This is a genomic window from Pseudonocardia broussonetiae (assembly GCF_013155125.1).
GTDB classification, from domain to species: domain Bacteria; phylum Actinomycetota; class Actinomycetes; order Mycobacteriales; family Pseudonocardiaceae; genus Pseudonocardia; species Pseudonocardia broussonetiae.
Genome location: NZ_CP053564.1, coordinates 6,076,681 through 6,095,598 on the forward strand (window position 1 = coordinate 6,076,681; position 18,918 = coordinate 6,095,598).

The following is an 18,918-nucleotide window of genomic DNA, read 5'->3' on the forward strand; positions in this document are numbered from 1 at the left end:
CTCTTGTGGAGCGGGGACCGGCACTGCCACCGTTCCTCCCGTGACCCCCACCAGTGACCTGATCGTCGTCGGCGCCGGCATCGTCGGCCTGGCCCACGCCGTCGAGGCGGTCGCCCGCGGGCTGTCGGTCACCGTGGTCGAGCGCGACGAGCGCGCCGTCGGGGCGTCGGTGCGCAACTTCGGGCACGGCTGCGTCACGGCGCAGGTCGGCGAGGCGCTCGCGTTCGGCGAGCGCGCCCGCGGCACCTGGCTGCGGCTGGGGCGCGAGGCCGGGTTCGCGGCGCTGGAGACCGGCACCGTCGTGGTGGCCCGCGCGGCCGAGGAGCTCGCCGCCCTCGAGGAGCTGGCCACCGAGCGCGGCGCCGACGACGTGGTGCTGCTCGACGCGGCCGGTGTCGGCGCCCGGGTGCGGGTGCCGGGCGCGCTCGGCGGGGCGTTCCTGCCCCGTGACCTGCGGGTCGACCCGCGCGCGGCGGCCCCGGCGATCGCCGCGTGGCTGGCGGCGCAGCCGGGCGTCGCGTTCCGGTGGGCGACGCCGGTGCTCGGCGTCGCCGAGGGCGTGGTGCGGACCGGGCGCGGCGACCTGCACGCCGACCGCGTGGTCGTCTGCACCGGGCACGACCTGGACCGGCTGCTGCCGGAGGTGGCCGAGGACGCCGGTCTGCAGCGCTGCGTCCTGCAGATGCTGCAGGTCCGGGTGCCGGGCGTCCGACTGGACCCGGCCCTGCTCACGGGGAGCTCGATGCTGCGCTACCCGGCCCTGTCCCGCACGGCGGGCGCGCAGGCGCTGCGCCGGCGCTGGGAGTCCGAGCGGCCCGACCTGCTCGGCGCCGTCGTCAACCACATGATCACCCAGCGGCCCCCGGGGTCCGACGGCGCCGGCGACCTCGTCGTCGGTGACACCCACGCCTACGCCCGCACCCACCCGCCCTTCTCCGACGAGTCCCTCGACGACCTGCTGCTCGCCGAGACCCGGTCCCTGCTCGGGGTGCCGGCGTCGGGCGTGCGGGTCGTGCACCGCTGGCGGGGCGTCTACGCCTCCGCGGCGGGCGAGTTCCTCCGCGCACCGGTCGCACCGGGCGTCACGGCGGTGTCCGTGACCTCCGGCATCGGCATGACCACGGCCTTCGGCCTCGCCCCCTCCGTACTCGACTCCCTCTGACCGACCCCCTCTCCCGGAGACCCCCATGCGCATCCACCGCGCCGCACTGGCCCTCGCCCTGACCACCGCCGCCCTCACCGCCTGCGGCGCGCCGGCCGCCCCCGAGTCACCGACGTGCCCGGGCGGCGAGATCCGCTTCGGGGTCGAGCCGTTCGAGGACCCCGCCCGCCTCACGCCCGCCGCGCAGGTGCTCGCCGACGCGCTGTCGCGGTCACTGGACTGCCCCGTGGACCTGACGATCACCGACGACTACTCGGCCGAGGTCCTGGCCATGCAGAACGGCCGCCTCGACATCGCGATCTTCGGCCCGCTCGGCTACGTCTTCGCCAGCGACCGGGCGAAGGCCGAGCCGATCGCCTCCTTCGGCGACGCCGAGGGCCGGCTCTCCAGCTACACCGCCGGCATCTGGGTGCCGGCCGCCTCCGACCTCACCTCCATCGACCAGCTCCGCGGCCGCTCGCTCGCGCTGGGCTCGGTCGGGTCCACCTCCGGCGACGCCCTCCCCCGCCAGGCCCTGGCCGAGGCCGGCATCGCCGAGTCCGAGGTCCGGATCGACTACGCCGGCGGGCACCCGGAGGCGCTCCTCGCCCTCACCAACGGCGCGGTCGAGGCCGCGGAGATCAACTCCCAGCAGCTGGCCAGCGCCACCGAGGCCGGCTCCTTCGACCCGTCGGCGTACCGGCGGATCTGGACGTCGGACCCCATCCCGAACGACCCCATCACCGTGCGCGGCGACATGAACCCGGCCTTCAAGGCCGCCGTGACCGACGCCCTGCTGACCCTGCCGCCCGAGGCCGTCGGCGAGATCGGCGCCCTGCTCGACGTCTCCCCGCCCGGGCCGCTGGTCCCGGTCGACCGCTCCACCTACCAGCCCCTCTTCGACCTCGCCGCCACCCTCGGCCTGACCGAGGAGGACGTCTGATGCTCGCGCTCACCGGCACCACCGTGCGGTTCGGCGACCGCCAGGTCCTGCACGGCGTCGACGTGACCGTGGCCGAGGGCGAGCTGCTCGCCGTCCTCGGGGCCAACGGCTCGGGCAAGTCGACGCTGCTGCGCGCGGCCGCGGCGCTCGTGCCGGTGCACGCCGGCACCGTCACCGTCGACGGCCGGGCGCGCGGCCCCCTCGACGTCGCGCTGGTGTTCCAGAGGATCCACCTGGTCGGGCGGCGGTCCGTGCTCGACAACGTCTGCGCCGGTGCGCTGGGCCGCCTGCCACTGCGCGCGTCGCTCGTGCCCGCGCTGTTCCCGCGGGCCGTGCGCGAGGAGGCGATGGGCTGCCTGGACCGCGTCGGGCTCGCCGATCGCGCCCACGACCGCGCCGGGTCGCTGTCGGGCGGCCAGCAGCAGCGGGTCGCCGTGGCGCGGGCGCTGTGCCAGCGCTCGCGGGTCGTACTCGCCGACGAGCCCGTGTCCGCGCTCGACCCGGCCGCCGCCGAGCAGGTGCTCGCCCTGCTGGCCGAGCTCGCGCACGTCGAACGGCTGGCGGTGCTCGCCGTGCTGCACCAGCCCGACCTGGCCCGCCGCCACGCCGACCGCCTCGTCGGTCTCCGCGACGGCCGGGTCGTCCTCGACGGCGCCCCCGCCGCGATCGGCTCCGCCGCCGTCGACGCCCTCTACCCCGGGACGCCCGCACTGGAGGCCGTGTCATGACCCTGCTCGACCCGCGGGTCCGCCGCCTCCCGGTCCCCGCCCGCCGTCACCGCCCCCGGGCGGTCGTCCTCGGCTGGGCCGTCGCCGCCGTCGTGGTCGCCGCGCACGTCGTCGCCTGGAACGCCACCGAGGTGTCGTTCGGCGCGCTGGTCGACGGGTGGCGCGGCATGGCCGAGTTCCTCGCCGAGGCGATCCCGCCCGACCTCGCGTGGGACGTGCTCGGGCCCAGCCTGGAGGGCGCGCTCGTCACGCTCTGGATCGGGCTGCTCGGCACGACGCTGTCCGTGCCGCTGTCGCTGGCGGGGGCCCTGCTCGCCGCGCGCGGCACCGCGCCCGCCTGGGCCTACCAGCCGGCGCGCTGGCTCCTGTCGTTCCTGCGCGCCGTGCCGGACGTGGTCTTCGCGCTGGTCTTCGTCACGGCCGTCGGGCTCGGGCCGTTCCCCGGCGTGCTGGCGATCGTCTGCCACAACGTCGGCGTGATGGGGAAGCTGTGGGCCGAGGCGCTGGAGGACGCCGACCCCGGGCCGCCGCAGGCGCTGCGGTCGGCGGGCGCCGGGCGCATCCAGGTCGCGGCGCACGCGCTGCTGCCGACCGTCACACCGCAGTTCGTCGGGCTGCTGCTCTACCGCTTCGACGTCAACGTCCGGTCCTCGCTCGTGCTCGGACTCGTCGGCGCGGGCGGCATCGGCTTCCTGATCAACCAGTCCATCCAGCTGTTCCAGTTCGACGAGATGCTCACCCACATCCTCGTGGTGCTCGTGCTCATCGTCGCCGTCGACCAGCTCTCGGCGCTCGTGCGCCGCCTTCTCGGGAGTGCAGCATGATCGAGCTCGTCGCCCTGGACATCGCCGGCACGACCGTCGACGAGGGCGGCGCCGTCTACGCCGTCCTCACCGACGTCGTGCGCGACCACGGGGCCCCCGGCACCGACGCCGAGATCCGCACCTGGATGGGCGCCGACAAGCGCGAGGCCCTGCGCGCCCTGCTCGCCGACCCCGGCCCCGACGTCGTGGAGGCGGCGCACGCGGAGTTCGTCGCCCGCCTCACCGCCCGCTACCGCGACACCCCGCCCGTCCCGATGGCCGGCGTCCCGGAGGCGTTCGCGGCGCTGCGGGCCGCCGGGGTGCGCATCGCGCTGACCACCGGTTTCGACCGGCAGGTCACCGACCCCCTGCTGGAGGCGCTGGGGTGGAGCGTGGGCGACCCGCTCGACGCCGTCGTGTGCGCCTCCGAGGTCGCGGGGGGACGGCCGCAGCCGCACATGGTCCGGCGCGCCATGGAGCTCACCGGCGTCACCGAGCCCGCCCGCGTCCTCGTGGGCGGCGACACCGTGCTCGACGTCCGTGCCGGTCACGCGGCCGGGGCCGGCCTCGTGGTCGGCGTGCTCACCGGCGGCCAGACCCGTGCGGAACTCGCCGCCGAGCACCCGACGGAGATCGTCGACGGCGTCGCCGACCTCCCCGCCCTGATCGGGCTCGGAGCGGGCGCGGTCTGAGCCCGGCCGCTCCTCGACGCCGCAGGACTCAGCCCGGCGACGTCACCCGCGCCACGAGCTCCACCGCCGCCCGCCGCGGCAGGAACCGGTGCAGGTTCGTGGTGAGCGCGTTCTGCCGGCCCGAGACCACGCTCGGCGGGACGCGGCGGCGGCCGAGCGCCCGCAGCGCGGTGTCGACGACCTGCTCGGGGGTCTGCATCGTCGTCCGCCCGCCCGCCGCTCCCTCGCCGGCGACGTCCAGGAACTCCGTGCCCGTCAGCCCCGGGGACAGGCACAGCACCCGCAGCCGCGTGCCGCGTGACTCGTGCCAGAGCGCCTCGGTGAAGCTCAGGACGAAGGCCTTGGTCGCCGCGTAGACGGCGAGGTCCGGGATCGGCTGGTACGCGGCGACGCTCGCGACGTTGACCAGGTAGCCGTCGGCCTCGCGCAGCGCGGGCAGGAAGGCCCGGCTGAGCCCGACGAGCGTCCCGACGTTGAGGGTGACCATGTCCTGCAGCCGGGCCGGGTCCTGCTCGTGGACCCGGCCGCTGTCGCCGAAGCCGGCGTTGTTGACCAGCGACGTGACACCGATCCCGCGGCGCTGGACCTCGGCGTGCACCTCCTCCGCGGCCCCGGGCCGGCTGAGGTCCGCCGGCAGGACCTCGACCTTCACGCCGTGCGCGGCCGTCAGCTCCGCGGCGAGGGCCTCCAGCCGCTCGGCCCGGCGGGCGACGAGCACGAGCCCGGAGCCGCGGCGGGCGAGCTCACGGGCGAACGCGGTGCCGATACCGGAGCTGGCGCCGGTGACGAGCGTGGTCTGACTGCGGTGGTCGATACGACTCATGCTGTGCACTGTATGCCAGCCTGGCACTGAGTGCCAGCATGGCATCGTGCGCTAAGGTGGCCCCGTGAGCCAGCCGCTGTGGGAGCGCACCCGCCGCACCGTGCGCGACGACATCGCCGTGACCGCGATGGACCTCTTCCTCTCCCGCGGGTTCGAGGCCACGACGATGGACGAGATCGCGGCAGGCGCCGGGGTCTCCCGCCGCTCGCTGTTCCGCTACTTCGGTACGAAGGAGGACATCGTCCTGCGCACGCTCGCCGGCACCGGCGAGGCGATCCGGGACGCGCTGCGCGCCCGGCCGGCCGACGAGGCGCCGTGGGAGGCCCTGCAGGCGGTGGCCGGTTCGCTGGCGACGGACGGGTCGTGGAGCTCGGAGCGCGAGCTCGCGATCGGCCGGATCTGCCTGGAGACGGCGTCACTGCGGGCGCGGCGGGCGGAGAAGCACCAGGGTTGGGCCGACCTGCTCGTCCCCGAGCTGGCCGTCCGCCCGGCGTCGGCACCGGTGGGCGAGTCCGCGGCGCAGGCGATCCTCACCGCCGCCCTGGCCTGCCTCGACCTCGCGACGGACCGCTGGGTCGCCGGAGCGGGCGCGGACGACCTCCCCGCCCTGTTCGCCGAGGCCGTGGCGGCCGTGCGCGCCTGAGCGGCAGGGCCGGCCCGGGCGGAGCGCGGCCTGCCTACAGGTCCACCTCGCTGTTGTGGCGCCGGTAGATCTCGGTCAGCGCGGCCGGGTCGGGCGGACCCGCGGCCGGAAGGGCCGCGCCGATCTCCTCCATGAAGGTCAGGGCGTCCGCCGGGCTCCAGACCCCGAGGACGCGGACCGGGTCGTCGGTGGGGTTGGCGAACGTGTGCCGCACCCCGCGCGGAGCCAGGATGAGGGTGCCTGCGGGTGCAGGTTCGGGATCCGCCCTGCCCTTCGTCATGGTGAGGGCTCCGCTGAGGACGTAGATCGCCTCGTCGAAGCCGTGGTGGACGTGCGCCGGCGGTCCGGCGAACCGCGGTGGGACGGTCAGCTCGCAGATCGCGAGTCCCGCGCACTCGCCGAGCACGCGGATGACGTCCCCGGCGTAGGGGATGAGCCTCGTGGGCCCGGCTGCGTCAGGCTGCATGGGGAGAGCGTGGGGGTGCGGCCCGACGAGGACAAGAGCGACAACGCCGGCCGTGTCAGGCCGGAGTCCCGCTGAGCCGGTGGGCGATGTCGGCCCGCAGCGCCTTCTTGTCGATCTTCCCGACCTTCGTGGCGGCCAGCTCGTCCACCAGGACGAGGTGCTCGGGCAGCTTGAAGCGCGCGACGCCGAGGGCGTCCATCGCGTCGCGGACTTCCTGGAGCGTCACGGTCGTACCCGGCCGGGGCACGACGTAGAGGCAGACGCGCTCCCCCAGCTGCGGGTCGGGCATGGCCACCGCGGCCACCTGCGCCACCGCGGGCAGCTGGTAGACCAGGTTCTCGACCTCCTCGGCCGAGATCTTCTCCCCGCCCCGGTTGATCATGTCCTTGTCACGGCCCTCGACGACCAGGTTGCCCTCGGGCGTGCGCCGGCAGATGTCGCCGGAGCGGTACCAGCCGTCGTCGGTGAAGGCGCGGGCGTTCTGCTCGGCGGCCCGGTAGTAGCCCCGCGGCGTGTAGGGGCCGCGGGTCAGGAGCGAGCCGGGCTCGCCGTCGGGGACGTCGCGGTCGAGCTCGTCGACGAGCCGGACCTCGTCCGCCGGGCTCATCGGGCGTCCCTGGGTGGTGCAGACGACCTCGTCGGGGTCGTCGAGGCGGGTGTAGTTGAGCAGACCCTCGGCCATGCCGAACACCTGCTGCAGCCGGCACCCGAGCACCGGCGCGACCCTGCGGGCCAGCTCGTCGGCCAGCCGGGCACCGCCGACCTGCAGCACGCGGAGCGACGCGAGGTCGCCCGCGCCGTGCTCGGCGGCGTGGTCGAGCCAGCGGCCCGCGACGGCGGGGACCACCGCGGTGTGCGTGACGCCCTCGTCCCGGACCGCCGCGAAGGCGCGGACGGGCTCGGGCGAGGGCAGCGTCACGACCGTGCCGCCCGCCAGCAGCGTCCCGAGGATGCCGGGGCAGGCCAGCGGGAAGTTGTGCCCCGCGGGCAGGCTGACCAGGTAGACGGTCTCCCCGTCGACGCCGGTCACCTCCGCGCTGCGGCGGGCGTTGTAGGCGTAGTCGTCGTGGGTGCGGGCGATCAGCTTCGGCAGGCCGGTCGTGCCGCCGGAGAGCAGGAAGACGGCCACGTCGCGGCTGCCGGGGGCGAGGGCGTCGAGCCGGGCCCGGTCCGCCGCCGGCTCGCCGGGGCTGCAGAGCCGCCGCAGGTCGGTGCTGCCGGGGGCGACGTCGTCGCCGGCGACGAGCACGTGCCACGGGCCGCCGGTGACCTCGCGGACGTCGTCGGCGAGGTCGTGGGCGAGCACCTGGTGGTCGAAGTCGCGCATCCGGTCGGGCACCGCGATCGCGGTGGCCTCGGCGTGCCGGGCCAGGTAGGCCAGCTCGGTGCGGCGGTGCGCGGGCAGCGCCATGACCGGCACGATCCCGGCGCGCAGGCAGGCCAGGGTGAGGACGACGAACTCCCACCCGTTGCCCAGCTGCACCACGATCCGCTCCCCCGGGGCCATCCCGAGGTCGAGCAGGCGGGCGGCCGCGGCGTCGGCGCGGTCGGCGAGCTCGCCGTGGGTCAGCCGCACGCCGGCGGCGACGTCGACCAGGGCCGGGGCGTCCGGGTGCCCGCCCGCGACCTGCCGCAGCGCGGTGCCGAGCGGGACCCCGAGCCAGTAGCCCCGGGCGACGTAGTCCTCGACGAGGTCGGCGGGCCACCCGACGGTGTGGTCGCGGATGGGGCTGGGCATCATCGGTCTCCCTCGGTGGTCACGCCGGTACCCCGACGAGGTCGGCCCGGCCGGACAGGACCGTGGTGACCGCGCGGTCCCGCAGGCCCTCCTCCCCGTCGACGTCCACCAGCAGCGCGGGCAGCCGCTCGTGCATCCGGGCCTGCTCGCAGACCAGGGTGCGGGTCAGCGCCGTGCCGCCGTGCACCGCGACGAGCACCGGCGCCCGCTCCCCGAGCGCGGCCCAACCGTGCAGCCGGTCGAACACCCCCGGGAGCCCGGCCTCACCCGCGGGGGCTTCGACGCGGGCGGCCCAGGCACCGGGCTGCTGCGGCCCGTCGGCGAACGGGAGCCCGCCCGCCACCGCGGTCGGCGACACGCTCACCAGCCGCCCCGGCGTCGACCAGCCCCCGCGCTCGAACGGGGTCTCCAGCGGCTCCGCGCCGTGGGCGTCGACCCAGCCGCGGTGGCTGGCCGCGACGAAGTCCGGGGCGCGCCGGGCCAGGCGCGCGTCGGAGATGCTGCGGGACAGGAAGTGGTAGGCGAACTGCCACGGCTCGAACTCGTCGTGGTAGCGCCCGAAGTGCTCCCACCAGGCCAGACTGGGCCGCGCGGAGTCCTGGATCTTGCGCACGGACGGCTGCGCGGCCTCCTCGTAGGCGGCGAGTGCCGCACCGAGGTCGTCGGGCGACGCGGCGAGCGCGCGGGAGAGCGCGACCGCGTCCTCCATCGCCATCTTCGTGCCGGACCCGACCGAGAAGTGGGCGGTGTGCACGGCGTCGCCGAGCAGCGCGACCGGGCGCGGCGCCAGGCTGTGCCAGCGCTGCGTGCGGCGGGTGCGGAAGTTGCCCCAGCGCGAGTTGTTGGTGAGCAGCCGCCTCCCGTCGATCTGGTCGGCGAACAGCTTCTCCAGGTAGTCCTTCGTGACCAGGTCGCTGACGCCCGGCGGCTGCGTGACGTCGAACTCGTCGAGCCCGGCGCGCCGCCACGACGCCTCGTCGGTCTCCACGATGAACGTCGACACCCCCTCGGAGATGGGGTAGCCGTGCACCGCGAACACGCCGTCCGGGCTGCGCTCGTGCACGAACGTCAGCCCGTCGAAGAGGTAGTCGGTGCCGAACCAGACGAACTTGGCCGTCGCGGTCTCCACCTCGACGCCGAGATCGGCGTCGAGCTGCTCGCGGATCGTCGAGCTGCTGCCGTCGGCGGCCACGACGAGGTCGTAGCCGGCGAGGTCGTCCAGGGTGACCTCGGCGGAGAACCGCAGCTCGGCGCCGACGTCGCGGGCGCGGGCCTGCATCAGCGCGAGCAGGGTCGTGCGCACGACCGAGGCCATGCCGTTGCCGCCGCAGCGGATCCGCTCGCCCTTGAGCCGCACCTCGATGTCGTCCCAGTGCCGGCCGTGCTCGGTGAGCGCCTGGCGCAGCACCGGGTCGGCGTCGTGGATCCCGGCCAGCGTCCGGTCGGAGAACACGACCCCGAAGCCGAACGTGTCGTCGGCCTTGTTGCGCTCGAACACGGTGACCTCGACGGACGGGTCGGCCCGCCTCATCAGGAGGGCGAAGAACAGCCCACCGGGTCCGCCCCCGACCACGGCGATGCGCATGCCTCAGTCGCCCTTCACGAGGGTGTTGCGCAGCTCGCCGACGCCCTCGATCCGGGTGACCAGCTCCGACCCCTCGACGAGGTAGCGCGGGGGCTTCCGGGCGTGCCCGACCCCGCCCGGGGTGCCGGTGGCGATGACGTCGCCCGGGACCAGGGTGATGATCTGCGAGATGTAGGCGACCAGGTCGGCGGGTCCGAACACCAGGTCCGACGTGTCGGCCTTCTGCACCACGTCGCCGTCGACCTCGCAGGTGATCTCCCCCGGCGCCCCCTCGTCGACGACGAGCCACGGGCCGACGGGCGTGCTGCGCTCGAACGTCTTGCCCTGCAACCACTCCACCGACCGGTACTGGAAGTCGCGCGCGGTGACGTCGTTGACGACCGTGTAGCCGGCGATGGCCGCGGCCGCCTGCTCCGGGGTGGCGTGCCGGACCTCCGCGCCGACGACGACGCCGAGCTCGGCCTCCCAGTCGACCTGCTCGGAGCCCGCCGGCAGCTCCACCGGGTCGTGCGCACCGACCAGGGCGCGGGCGAACTTCGCGAACAGCGCCGGGTGCTCCGGGAGCTCGCGCCCCATCTCCAGGATGTGCGAGCGGTAGTTCAGCCCGACGCAGAACACCTTCTCCGGGCGCGGGACGAGGGTGGCGTAGTCGAGTCCGGCCAGGTCGTGGCGGGTGCCCGACGCCGACTCCGCCGCGCTGCGCCAGTCCGGGCGGGCCAGGAACGCGCCGAGGTCGACGGCACCGAGCTCGACCGCGCCGTCGGCGTCGATCCGGACGGCCGCCGTGCCGCCGGCGGTGCGGATGGTCGCGAGCCTCACGGACGGTCCTCCCGGGCGGTGCGGGCGAGACCCAGGGCCTCGAGGACGGGGGCGTCGGAGAACGCGAACGCGTCGAGCCCGCCGGGGCCGGCGTCGAACGCGAGCCCGGCCCAGGACGGCACGCAGAACAGGTCGCCCCTGCCGATCTCGTAGCGCTCCTCGCCGACGGTGACCACGCCGGAGCCCTCGAAGACCTGCCAGACCGACGAGCCGGCGGTGCGGGTCAGCGCGGTCGAGGTCCCGGCGCGCAGACGGTGCATCTCGCAGCGCATCGTCGACAGGCAGTCCCGCGCGGTCGCCGGGTTGGTGAACCGGACGACGGCGTGCCCGGGCTCGACGACGCCGGGGTGCCCCTCGGCCTCCAGCTCGAGCTGCGCGGTCAGGGCGGCGTCGGTGTGCTCCCAGCGGTAGGCCATCAGCGGCGACGCCGCCGGCGCCGGTGCCCCGACGGGCGTGAGCCCCGGGTGGGCCCACAGGCGCTCGTTGCGCGAGACCGCCGGGGTCTCCGTGGTGGCCAGCACCTCCGGGCCGAACTCGAAGAAGCCGGCGTCGATCGTGCGGACCAGCGGGATGTCGAGGCCGTCGATCCAGGCCATCGGGTGGTCGGTCGTGTTGTGGTGCTCGTGGAAGTGCATGCCCGGGGTGAGCAGCAGGTCACCGCGGCGCATCGCTATCGCGTCGACCCCCCCGCCCGAGCCCTCGACGTTGGTCCAGACGCCCTCGCCCTCGACGACGAACCGGAACGCGGTCTGGGTGTGCCGGTGCGCGGGCGCCTGCTCGCGCGGGCCCAGGTACTGGATCGCCGCCCACAGCGTGGGGGTGGCGTAGGCGGTGCCGGGCAGACCGGGGTTGGCCAGCGCGATCGCGCGACGCTCGCCCCCACGTCCGACGGGCACCAGCTCCCCGGCCTTCTCGGCCAGCGGCAGCAGCGTGGACCAGCGCCAGAGGAACGGCACCGAGTCCGGGCGCGGGGTGACGGGCATGAGCCCGCCGATCTGGGTCCACAGGGGCTTCATGTGGGCGGCGTCGAACGCGGCGTACAGCGCGTCGAGCTGCTCCTGCTCCTCGGCGGTCGGATCGTCGTGGACGGCGGTCATGCCACGGCCTCCTTCTGGTCAGGGCCGGCACCAGCACGCACGGGATCCTCCTCGTCGAGAGCTGAGGAGGCCACCGTACAACGCTTCTTCGACGACCGTCCATCGGACGAAACTTATCCGGGGGCGCAGCCGGGCGCGCACGCGCGCGAACGGCCCCCTCGTCCGGTCCCGTTGGACGAGGGGGCCGTTCGCCCGGGATCAGCCGACCGCGCGGGGGAAGCCCTCGAGCCGGGTGAGCATGGCCACCGCGGCGTTCTGGGTCTCCCGGCGGTGCTCGCTCAGCACCCGCAGGCACAGGACGCGGTCGTGGGCGGCGAGGGCGTCGATGAGCTGCTCGTGCTGCTCGACCGCGATCGCGCTGTCGGTGGACGTCACGTGCATGAGCCGGTAGGGCTCGGAGAGCGTCCAGAACCGCTCGGCCTCGGCCAGGTACATGTCGAGCGTGGAGAGCGCGAAGATCTTCTGGTGCAGCTCGCGGTTGAGCCGGTTGACTGCCGCCGGGTCACCGGTGCGAGCGGCCCGACCCATGGCGGCGTTGATCTCGCGGAGACCGGCGACCTGCTCCGGGTCGGGCCACCGCACGGTCCGGATGAGCTCGGTCTCGAGGAACTCCAGCATGCTGTGGATCTGCCGCAGGTGGTCGACGCTCAGCCGGGCCACGGAGTAGCCCTGGTGCGGGCGGTGCGTCAGCAGCCCCTCGGTGGTGAGGACCCGCAGCGCCTCCCGCAGGGGCACCCTGCTGATGCCCAGCCGCCGGGCCATGTCCTCCTGGCGGATCTGCTCGCCGGGCACGAGCTCGCCCTCGAGGATCTGCGCGCGGAGCCGGTCGAGGACGGAGGCCACGCTGCGCTGGGCAGGTGCGGCCGGCGGTCGTTCCGGGTCGACTGCCACGGATCGAACCTCCTCCGCCTGCGTCCGACCGCCGGAATGTAGCAGTGCGGGGCGCCGGGACCGGGGTCCGGCGCTCACGGCAGCCCGTAGATCGACAGCGTCGACTCCCCCGCCCGCAGGCGGTCGATGTACCCCTGCTCGGCCGCGTCCCGGGCCGCCGAGACCGCCCGGACCTCGTCGGCCCGCCCGGCGGGGACGCACACGACGCCGTCCCCGTCGGCGACGACGAGGTCCCCGGGCCCGACCTCGACGTCGCCGATCGTCACCGGCGCGCCGAGCTGCCCGTCGCCGTGCGGGTCCTTGCCGGTGCCCCGGACGCAGACCCGCTCCGCGAAGACGGGCCAGCCCAGGGCGCCGAGGCGGGCGGCGTCGCGCACGCCGCCGTGGAGGACCAGGCCCGCGAGCCCGCGGGCGAGTGCGGCCTCGGCGAGCACCTCGCCGAAGTACCCGTGCTCGAACCCGCCGCCGCAGTCGACGACGAGGACGTCCCCCGGGCTCGCCGCGAGGACCGCGCGGTGCAGCCAGAGGTTGTCCCCCGCCGGCATGCGGACGGGAAACGCGGGCCCCTCGACGTGCATGTCGGGGTGCACCGGCTTGATCGCCGACGGCAGCGCCCCGATCCGGCCCGCCGCCTCGTGCACGGTGGCCGAGCCGAGCGTCGCGGTGGCCCTCACGAGGCGCCCTGGTGCTGCAGGTCGTGGTAGCGGTGCTCCCGGCGCGCGTCGCGCAGGGACGCCCCGCCCTCGACCGCCCGGCGGATGGCCTCCTCCGCCCGCTCGATCTCCTCGGCGGCCCGCAGCACCTCCTCGATCCGGGCCGCGGGCACCGCCACGAGGCCGTCGCCGTCACCGAGCAGCAGGTCACCGGGCTCGATCCGCACCCCGCCGACCGACACCGGCACCTGCGTGGCCTCCACGCGCACGCGGTCCTTTCCGGTGCGCATCCAGTTGCCCCGGGCGAAGACCGGGTAGCCGAGGCCGACGCTCCGGTCGACGTCGCGGCAGACGCCGTCGATCACGGTGCCCGCCACCCCGCGCCGGTGCGCGGTGGTGGTGAGCAGGTCTCCCCACACGGTGGCGTCGAGGCGGCCCTGGTTGTCGAGCACGACCACGTCACCGGGGCCGAGGTCGTCGACGTAGTCGCCGACGGTCCCCCGGTCCTCCCCGACCGGCCCGTAGCGCAGGGTCCAGGCGCGCCCGGCGAGCCGGAACGCCCGGTCCAGCGGGGCGATGCCCAGCGCCTGGCCGCGGATGCCGAGCTTGTCCAGGGCGTCGGAGACGCCGGAGGTCGACAGCCCCGACAGCCGGGCGAGATCGGGTGCCGGCTGGTCAGCGGTCGGCATCGGTGAGCTCCTCGTAGGTCGTGCCCATGACGTCGGAGACGGGGGTGCCCGCCTCGATCGCGCGGGCCATGGCGGCTTCGGTGGCGGCGATCCGCTCGGCGGTCGCGAGGACCTCGTCCGCGCGGCCGGCCGGGACCACGACCACCCCGCCGGAGTCGGCGAGGACGAGGTCGCCGGGCGCGACGCGGACGCCGTCCACGTCGACCGGCACGTCCCAGGCGTGCTCGACGGCGCGGGTACGGGCCGTCACCGGGGTGGCGGCCCGCGCGTGGACCGGCAGCCCCGCCGCCGCGGCCTCGGCCAGGTCCCGGGCGGCGCCGTCGACGAGCACGCCCTCGATCCCCCGCGCCGCCGCGGCCCGGGAGAGGAGCCCTCCCCATCCGGCGCAGTCGGTCCGGCCCTGGTGGGCGACGACGACGACCCGGCCGGGACCGGACGCGTCGACCGCGGCGGTGCCGAGGTGGCGCCGCGGGAGCGCGCCGGTCGAATCCGGCGGACCGAGCAGGACGGTCACGGCCCGCCCCGCGAACGAGCGGGGTGCGGCGAGCGGGTGGAGCCCGGTGACGACGCCGCGGATCCCGTGGCGGTCCAGCGCGTCGGACACCGCGCAGGCGTCCACGGCGGCGAGGCGTGCGACGAGGTCGCTCACGACGCCCCCTGGTGGGCCTTCAAGCCGGGGAACACCGTGCGCGCGTTGTCCTCGAACACCGCCTGCCGCTCGCCGGCGGAGAGGAAGTCGAACCCCTCGATCACCGGCCTGATGTCGTCGAAGTCGCGCCCGGTCGCGGGGTTCGGCGCGCTGCCGCTGCCGGGCTTCTCGGTGCCGAAGAGCACGCGGTCGGCGCCGACGGTGCGCAGCAGCAGCTCCAGCGACAGCGGGTGGTGCAGCACCGAGTCGAACCAGAAGCGGCGCAGGGAGGTCTCGAACCGCTCGGCGTCCGGTCCCCCACCGAGCCCCGGGTGCAGCGCGTCGGCCTGCCAGCGACCGATCTGGTAGGGCACCGAGCCGCCGCCGTGGGAGATCATCACCCGCAGCGAGGGGAAGTCGGTGAACACCGCGCTGCGCAGCATCGCGAGGACCGCGATCGACTCCTCGGTGACGAAGTGCTCGGAGTAGGTCTCGCGCTCGGAGTAGCACCCGGCGGAGTGGACGTGGATCGGCAGGTCGCGCTCGACGAGCCGCTCGAACAGCGGGTACCAGTACCGGTCGCCCAGCGCCGGGGTGGTGCCGCGCCCCTCGTGCAGGTCGGGGTTGACCAGGACGCCGACGAAGCCCAGGTCGACGAGCCGGTCGAGCTCGGCGAACCCGGCGGACACGGGCTCGTCCGCGGCCAGCGGCAGCGCACCGACGCCGGCGAACCGGGTGGGGTGCAGCGCCACGGTGCGGGCGATCGTGTCGTTGTTGGCCCGGACCCACGGGTCGAGCATGCGGGCGGGCCGCATGGAGCTGCCGAGGTGGAACGGGCGCGGCGACAGCAGCTGGAGGTCGGTGCCGACCGCGTCCATGGTCGTCACGTTGCCCGCGGCGGCCTCGGCCAGAGCGTCGTCGGAGATCTTCGGCGTGCCGCCGTGGTACCCGCCGTCGGCGAGCAGCAGGGCCCGGAAGGCGTAGAGCGAGTCGGGCGCGACGAGGTGCGCGTGTGCGTCGATGATCATGGTTTCAGCCCTCTCCCAGCACGGCGGTGATCTCGAGCTGGATCTGCAGCGGGTCGGCGAGGTCGGTGCGGAGCGTGTGCCGGGCGGGCCGGCTGGCGGCGTCGGGGAACATCCGGAGCCAGTGCTCGTCGACGACGGGCCGGATCGCCTTGTCGCGCACGAAGACCGTGCACTTCACGACGTCGTCGGGAGAGCCGCCTGCGGCGTCGAGGATGCGCCGGGCGTTCGCGAACACGAGTCCGACCTGCCGGTCGACCTCCGGCGGCACCGTGCCGCTGTCCGGGTCGAGCGGCGAGATGCCGCCCGAGACGAGCACGTTGCCGACCACGCTGGCCGCCGGGATGGGCAGGCCGCCGTGGTGCAGTCCGGGCACGTCGATGGATCGTCGGGCCATGGTGCGGGGCTCCTTCGTCGGGGGTCGGGGGCTACTGCCACGCCAGGAAGCCCATGGCGCAGCCGGTGCCGGCCGCGGAGCGGACGATGGGCACGTACTCGCTCCAGTCGACGGCGCGGCCCTCCATGGCGCCGGCCGCGGTGATCCAGTTGCGGATCTCCGACGACCCGCTGTTGAGCAGCTCCGGGGGCAGGGCGCACAGGGCCTCGGAGTCCTTGGCGGCGATCGCGTCGAGGACCCTGCGGTCCAGCTCCTCGTCGACGACGAAGTGCGACAGCCCCCCGGAGGCGAGGATCGCGATCCGCGCGGGGATCGGCGACGCCGCCGCGGCCGCCCGCAGCGCCCGTCCCAGCTCGAAGCAGCGCTTCGGACCGGGCTGGTTGGGCGGGTAGTAGGTGTTGAGCATGAACGGGATCACCGGCACGGGGTCCGGCTGCAGGAAGCGGTGGATCGGGAACCCGTAGGCGTGCCCGAAGCCCCTGCCGGCGGGCGCACCGGCCATCCAGCCGACGTCGATGCCCTCGTCCATCAGGCCGCGGACGAGGTCCTCGGCGAGCTCGGCGTGGCCGGCGAAGGTGAACTCCTCGTCCATCAGGTAGCTGGACGCGGCCTCCTTGAGGAACTCCGAGTCGTGGTCGTCGAGCAGGCCCGTCGTCATCTCGGCCGCCGCGGACAGGCACATCGCGGGCTGGTTGGTGGCGTCGAACAGCTCGCGCTGGTCGTCGCCGACGACCAGGACGACGTCCGGGGCGACCCGGCGGAAGTCGTCGCGGAGCCGGTCGAGGGCGGCCTGGCTGCGCTCCCAACCGTGCTCCCAGGCCTCCGGCGTGCAGTCGGGGGCGAAGCGGTCGCCCGCCGCGGCGGCGAGGTCGTCGAAGCTGCGGATCACGCCGGTGCTGTCGTAGAGCTCGGGGTTGGCGCGGTCCTGGTCCGCGCGCTCGGCCCACAGGTGGGGCGGAGCGGCGAGCAGGGGGCTGTGCGACGTCCCGGCTCCGAAGACGATCTCGGCCATGGGTGTTCCTCTCGGTGCGTGATGGGGGCGGATCGGCGGAGGAGGGGTCAGTCGACGACGCTGAACAGGCGCGCGCCGCCGCGGGTCCCGGTCCGCAGGGCCTCGCCCGCCTCGGCGATCCCGTCCAGGACGGGACCGGCGTCGTGCGCTGAGGCCGCCGGGTGCAGGACCGCGTCGACGACCCGCTCCAGCTCGGCGGCGGGGTGCGCGGGGGCCGCGGCCGTGCGCCAGGCGACGTGGCGGTCCGGGCGCACCAGGACCGCCCCGGACGCGGTGGTCCCGCTGTCCGCCGCCCACCGGCCGTCGGTGTCGGCCAGGTCCGGCCCCACCTCGACGACGCGGACCGGCAGGTCCCGGGCCGCGGCGGCCCAGTCCACGGCTCCCGAGGCGTCGACGAAGAGCGTGAGCCCGGTCGGGGCGACGACGTCCGACGTGGACACCCGCTCGCCCGCCGGGGTGGTCAGCCAGGCGTGCGGGACGTGGTGGCCCGGGCGGGCGGTGGAGGTGAAGTCGGTCGAGGAGCCGTGGCCCTCGGGCGGCGGCGTCCCGTCGTCGAGCACCGCGGCCGAGCGGTAGGCGAACCCGGCCTCGATGTTGAGCTGGCTGTAGTCCTCGGCGTTGTGGGCCACCGCGACCGCGGCCGCGGCCCGGCGTCGCTCGCCCTCCGGGGAGTCCTCGGCCCAGCGCGCGATCTCGGCCCAGCCCTCCTCCTCGCTCATCCCGGCCCGCAGCCCGAGGGCCTCCGCGACCGGGCGGTGCCGGCCCGCGTTGCGCAGGGAGTGCTCGACGTTGCGGGCGGCGACCGGCATCCGTTCCGGCTCGTAGGTGTCGAGCAGCGCGGGCGAGGCCTCGCCCCGGACGACCGCGGCGAGCTTCCAGGCCAGGTTGGACACGTCGCCGATGGCGGTGTTCAGGCCCAGCCCGCCCGTCGGCGGGTGCCGGTGGGCCGCGTCGCCGGCCAGGAACACCGGCCCGACCCGGAACCGGTCGGCCACCACGCCCTCGAACTGCCAGTGGCTGACGGCCTTGACCTCCATCGCGAGGTCGGGGAGCCCCAGGATCTCCCGCACGCGACGCACGACGGCCTCCCGGTCGTCGGCGGTGGGGTCCCCGATGCGGTAGGCCATGCCCATCGACCACTCCGGGGACTCCGCGCCCCACCGGCCCGGGCCCAGCCCGAGCAGCGCCCCCGCGAAGCTCCCCTGGCCGGCCGGCGAGACGAAGTAGGTCAGCAGCGCCTCGGGATCGGCGTGGGCGGAGAGGTCGGCGGCGAAGTACACGCTGACGATGTCCAGCAGCGCCCGCGGACCCGACACCCCGACGCCGAGCAGGCCCGCGCAGGTGCGCCCGCCGTCGGCGGCCACGACGTAGCGCGCACGGACCCGGTACGTCGTCGCGGCGTCCCGGTCGAGCACCGTCGCGGTGGCCCCGTCGGCGTCGTGCACCAGCCCGACCAGCTCGTGCCGGGCCCGGACGCGGTCCGGCCAGGCCCGCGCGGCGTTCTCGGCGAGGATCGCGTCGACGCGCAGCTGCGGGAGGTTGGCGAAGCGGCGGGGGCTCGCCGCCGCGTAGCGCGGGGCGTCGGCACCCCCGCCCCAGGCCGGCACGTCACCGATCCGCCGGCCGTGCAGCGGGGTCGGACCGGCGAGCGAGGTGTACCAGGCGCACTTGTGCCACCGGTCCTCCGGCGGCGACTCGGCGTAGACCTGCCCGGCCACGCCGACGTCGGCGAAGACCTCCATCGTCCGGACGTTGAGCAGGTGGGCGCGCGGGAAGTGGGCGTCGAACCCGCGCTTCTCGATCAGCAGCCCGTCGACGCCGCGGCGGGCCAGCTCCAGCGCCGCGGTCAGGCCGGCCGGGCCGCCGCCGACGACGAGGACCGGGACCTCGAGGACGTCGTCCTCGGACGGGACCCCGGACGGGGATGCACTCACAACGGGCCTCCTGGCGGCTCTGCCGGGCATCGGATTGGTAGCCAATATGGCTGCCGCTGTCGCGATTCGCAACCCCCACCTCTCGGACGATCCGTCGCTGGCGTTGGAGAGGTTCGGTGCGGAGCGGCCCTTGACAGGCTGGTTTTGGCTACCAATACTTCGGCGACTGTGGCGCAGCGCACGCCACGTGATCCCGCACCTCGCCGATCGG

General features: G+C 75.3%; 20 protein-coding genes. 6 read left to right on the forward strand and 14 right to left on the reverse strand.

Features of this window, described 5'->3' with window-relative positions; translation table 11 throughout:
* Positions 1-40: 40 nt before the first annotated feature.
* The 5 genes from HOP40_RS29480 to HOP40_RS29500 are packed head-to-tail and all read left to right on the forward strand — an operon-like array spanning position 41 to position 4,307.
* A complete protein-coding gene (locus HOP40_RS29480) occupies positions 41-1,162 on the forward strand; it encodes a TIGR03364 family FAD-dependent oxidoreductase (protein ID WP_240157353.1) in 1,122 nt (373 codons plus the stop codon).
* 25 nt (positions 1,163-1,187) lie between these two features.
* Positions 1,188-2,084, forward strand: coding sequence for a phosphate/phosphite/phosphonate ABC transporter substrate-binding protein (locus HOP40_RS29485; RefSeq protein ID WP_172164996.1), 897 nt, complete (start codon positions 1,188-1,190; stop codon positions 2,082-2,084).
* Positions 2,084-2,812: a phosphonate ABC transporter ATP-binding protein gene (locus HOP40_RS29490; protein ID WP_172164999.1), complete on the forward strand. Its 729-nt coding sequence runs from the start codon at positions 2,084-2,086 to the stop codon at positions 2,810-2,812. The genes HOP40_RS29485 and HOP40_RS29490 overlap by 1 nt, the downstream gene beginning before the upstream one ends.
* Positions 2,809-3,636: a phosphonate ABC transporter, permease protein PhnE gene (gene phnE / locus HOP40_RS29495; RefSeq protein ID WP_172165002.1), complete on the forward strand. Its 828-nt coding sequence runs from the start codon at positions 2,809-2,811 to the stop codon at positions 3,634-3,636. The genes HOP40_RS29490 and phnE overlap by 4 nt, the downstream gene beginning before the upstream one ends.
* The gene (locus tag HOP40_RS29500) at positions 3,633-4,307 is read left to right on the forward strand and encodes a phosphonatase-like hydrolase (RefSeq protein WP_172165005.1); all 675 of its coding nucleotides are present in this window, start codon (positions 3,633-3,635) and stop codon (positions 4,305-4,307) included. Before phnE ends, HOP40_RS29500 begins: the two co-directional genes overlap by 4 nt.
* Positions 4,308-4,335: 28 nt before the next feature.
* Here HOP40_RS29500 and HOP40_RS29505 read toward each other — a convergent pair whose 3' ends face one another.
* Positions 4,336-5,130: an SDR family NAD(P)-dependent oxidoreductase gene (locus HOP40_RS29505; RefSeq protein ID WP_172165008.1), complete on the reverse strand. Its 795-nt coding sequence runs from the start codon at positions 5,128-5,130 to the stop codon at positions 4,336-4,338.
* A 64-nt stretch (positions 5,131-5,194) separates the two neighbouring features.
* On the opposite strand from HOP40_RS29505, the gene HOP40_RS29510 reads away from it, so the two are divergent.
* Positions 5,195-5,773 (forward strand): TetR family transcriptional regulator, encoded by a 579-nt coding sequence (locus tag HOP40_RS29510; RefSeq protein WP_205346966.1) that lies wholly within the window; start codon positions 5,195-5,197, stop codon positions 5,771-5,773.
* Between the two features lie 34 nt (positions 5,774-5,807).
* Here HOP40_RS29510 and HOP40_RS29515 read toward each other — a convergent pair whose 3' ends face one another.
* The 13 genes from HOP40_RS29515 to HOP40_RS35635 form a co-directional block, all read right to left on the reverse strand.
* Positions 5,808-6,239: a cupin domain-containing protein gene (locus HOP40_RS29515; RefSeq protein WP_172165011.1), complete on the reverse strand. Its 432-nt coding sequence runs from the start codon at positions 6,237-6,239 to the stop codon at positions 5,808-5,810.
* Positions 6,240-6,294: 55 nt separating this feature from the next.
* Positions 6,295-7,977, reverse strand: coding sequence for a (2,3-dihydroxybenzoyl)adenylate synthase (locus HOP40_RS29520; protein WP_172165014.1), 1,683 nt, complete (start codon positions 7,975-7,977; stop codon positions 6,295-6,297).
* 19 nt (positions 7,978-7,996) lie between these two features.
* Positions 7,997-9,562, reverse strand: a complete 1,566-nt coding sequence (locus tag HOP40_RS29525; protein WP_172165017.1) for an FAD-dependent monooxygenase — start codon at positions 9,560-9,562, stop codon at positions 7,997-7,999.
* A gap of 3 nt (positions 9,563-9,565) precedes the next feature.
* Entirely contained in the window at positions 9,566-10,381 is an 816-nt protein-coding gene (locus HOP40_RS29530; RefSeq protein ID WP_172165020.1) for a fumarylacetoacetate hydrolase family protein, read from the reverse strand.
* Positions 10,378-11,478: a cupin domain-containing protein gene (locus tag HOP40_RS29535; protein ID WP_172165023.1), complete on the reverse strand. Its 1,101-nt coding sequence runs from the start codon at positions 11,476-11,478 to the stop codon at positions 10,378-10,380. Before HOP40_RS29535 ends, HOP40_RS29530 begins: the two co-directional genes overlap by 4 nt.
* Before the next feature lie 198 nt (positions 11,479-11,676).
* A complete protein-coding gene (locus tag HOP40_RS29540) occupies positions 11,677-12,369 on the reverse strand; it encodes a GntR family transcriptional regulator (RefSeq protein WP_172165026.1) in 693 nt (230 codons plus the stop codon).
* Positions 12,370-12,443: 74 nt separating this feature from the next.
* The gene (locus HOP40_RS29545) at positions 12,444-13,043 is read right to left on the reverse strand and encodes an RraA family protein (RefSeq protein ID WP_172165029.1); all 600 of its coding nucleotides are present in this window, start codon (positions 13,041-13,043) and stop codon (positions 12,444-12,446) included.
* A complete protein-coding gene (locus tag HOP40_RS29550) occupies positions 13,040-13,711 on the reverse strand; it encodes an RraA family protein (RefSeq protein WP_172165032.1) in 672 nt (223 codons plus the stop codon). The genes HOP40_RS29545 and HOP40_RS29550 overlap by 4 nt, the downstream gene beginning before the upstream one ends.
* On the reverse strand, positions 13,698-14,360 hold the full coding sequence (locus HOP40_RS29555) for an RraA family protein (RefSeq protein ID WP_172165035.1): 663 nt from the start codon (positions 14,358-14,360) through the stop codon (positions 13,698-13,700). Before HOP40_RS29555 ends, HOP40_RS29550 begins: the two co-directional genes overlap by 14 nt.
* Positions 14,357-15,367, reverse strand: coding sequence for an amidohydrolase family protein (locus HOP40_RS29560; protein WP_172165038.1), 1,011 nt, complete (start codon positions 15,365-15,367; stop codon positions 14,357-14,359). The genes HOP40_RS29555 and HOP40_RS29560 overlap by 4 nt, the downstream gene beginning before the upstream one ends.
* Positions 15,368-15,371: 4 nt before the next feature.
* Positions 15,372-15,761 (reverse strand): RidA family protein, encoded by a 390-nt coding sequence (locus tag HOP40_RS29565; protein WP_172165041.1) that lies wholly within the window; start codon positions 15,759-15,761, stop codon positions 15,372-15,374.
* 31 nt (positions 15,762-15,792) lie between these two features.
* Positions 15,793-16,773, reverse strand: coding sequence for a DODA-type extradiol aromatic ring-opening family dioxygenase (locus HOP40_RS29570; RefSeq protein WP_172165044.1), 981 nt, complete (start codon positions 16,771-16,773; stop codon positions 15,793-15,795).
* A 47-nt stretch (positions 16,774-16,820) separates the two neighbouring features.
* Complete coding sequence (locus HOP40_RS35635) at positions 16,821-18,707, reverse strand: FAD-dependent monooxygenase (protein WP_205346967.1); 1,887 nt, start codon at positions 18,705-18,707, stop codon at positions 16,821-16,823.
* Positions 18,708-18,918 lie beyond the last annotated feature (211 nt).

Excerpts from the sequence above, each read along its gene's own strand:
- HOP40_RS29505 (WP_172165008.1), bottom strand. The coding sequence starts at position 5,130 with ATGAGTCGTATCGACCACCGCAGTCAGACCACGCTCGTCACCGGCGCC.
- HOP40_RS29490 (WP_172164999.1), top strand. The coding sequence starts at position 2,084 with ATGCTCGCGCTCACCGGCACCACCGTGCGGTTCGGCGACCGCCAGGTC.
- phnE (WP_172165002.1), top strand. The coding sequence starts at position 2,809 with ATGACCCTGCTCGACCCGCGGGTCCGCCGCCTCCCGGTCCCCGCCCGC.
- HOP40_RS29515 (WP_172165011.1), bottom strand. The coding sequence starts at position 6,239 with ATGCAGCCTGACGCAGCCGGGCCCACGAGGCTCATCCCCTACGCCGGG.
- HOP40_RS29485 (WP_172164996.1), top strand. The coding sequence starts at position 1,188 with ATGCGCATCCACCGCGCCGCACTGGCCCTCGCCCTGACCACCGCCGCC.
- HOP40_RS29550 (WP_172165032.1), bottom strand. The coding sequence starts at position 13,711 with ATGCCGACCGCTGACCAGCCGGCACCCGATCTCGCCCGGCTGTCGGGG.
- HOP40_RS29565 (WP_172165041.1), bottom strand. The coding sequence starts at position 15,761 with ATGGCCCGACGATCCATCGACGTGCCCGGACTGCACCACGGCGGCCTG.
- HOP40_RS29525 (WP_172165017.1), bottom strand. The coding sequence starts at position 9,562 with ATGCGCATCGCCGTGGTCGGGGGCGGACCCGGTGGGCTGTTCTTCGCC.
- HOP40_RS29570 (WP_172165044.1), bottom strand. The coding sequence starts at position 16,773 with ATGGCCGAGATCGTCTTCGGAGCCGGGACGTCGCACAGCCCCCTGCTC.
- HOP40_RS29520 (WP_172165014.1), bottom strand. The coding sequence starts at position 7,977 with ATGCCCAGCCCCATCCGCGACCACACCGTCGGGTGGCCCGCCGACCTC.
- HOP40_RS29500 (WP_172165005.1), top strand. The coding sequence starts at position 3,633 with ATGATCGAGCTCGTCGCCCTGGACATCGCCGGCACGACCGTCGACGAG.
- HOP40_RS29535 (WP_172165023.1), bottom strand. The coding sequence starts at position 11,478 with ATGACCGCCGTCCACGACGATCCGACCGCCGAGGAGCAGGAGCAGCTC.
- HOP40_RS29560 (WP_172165038.1), bottom strand. The coding sequence starts at position 15,367 with ATGATCATCGACGCACACGCGCACCTCGTCGCGCCCGACTCGCTCTAC.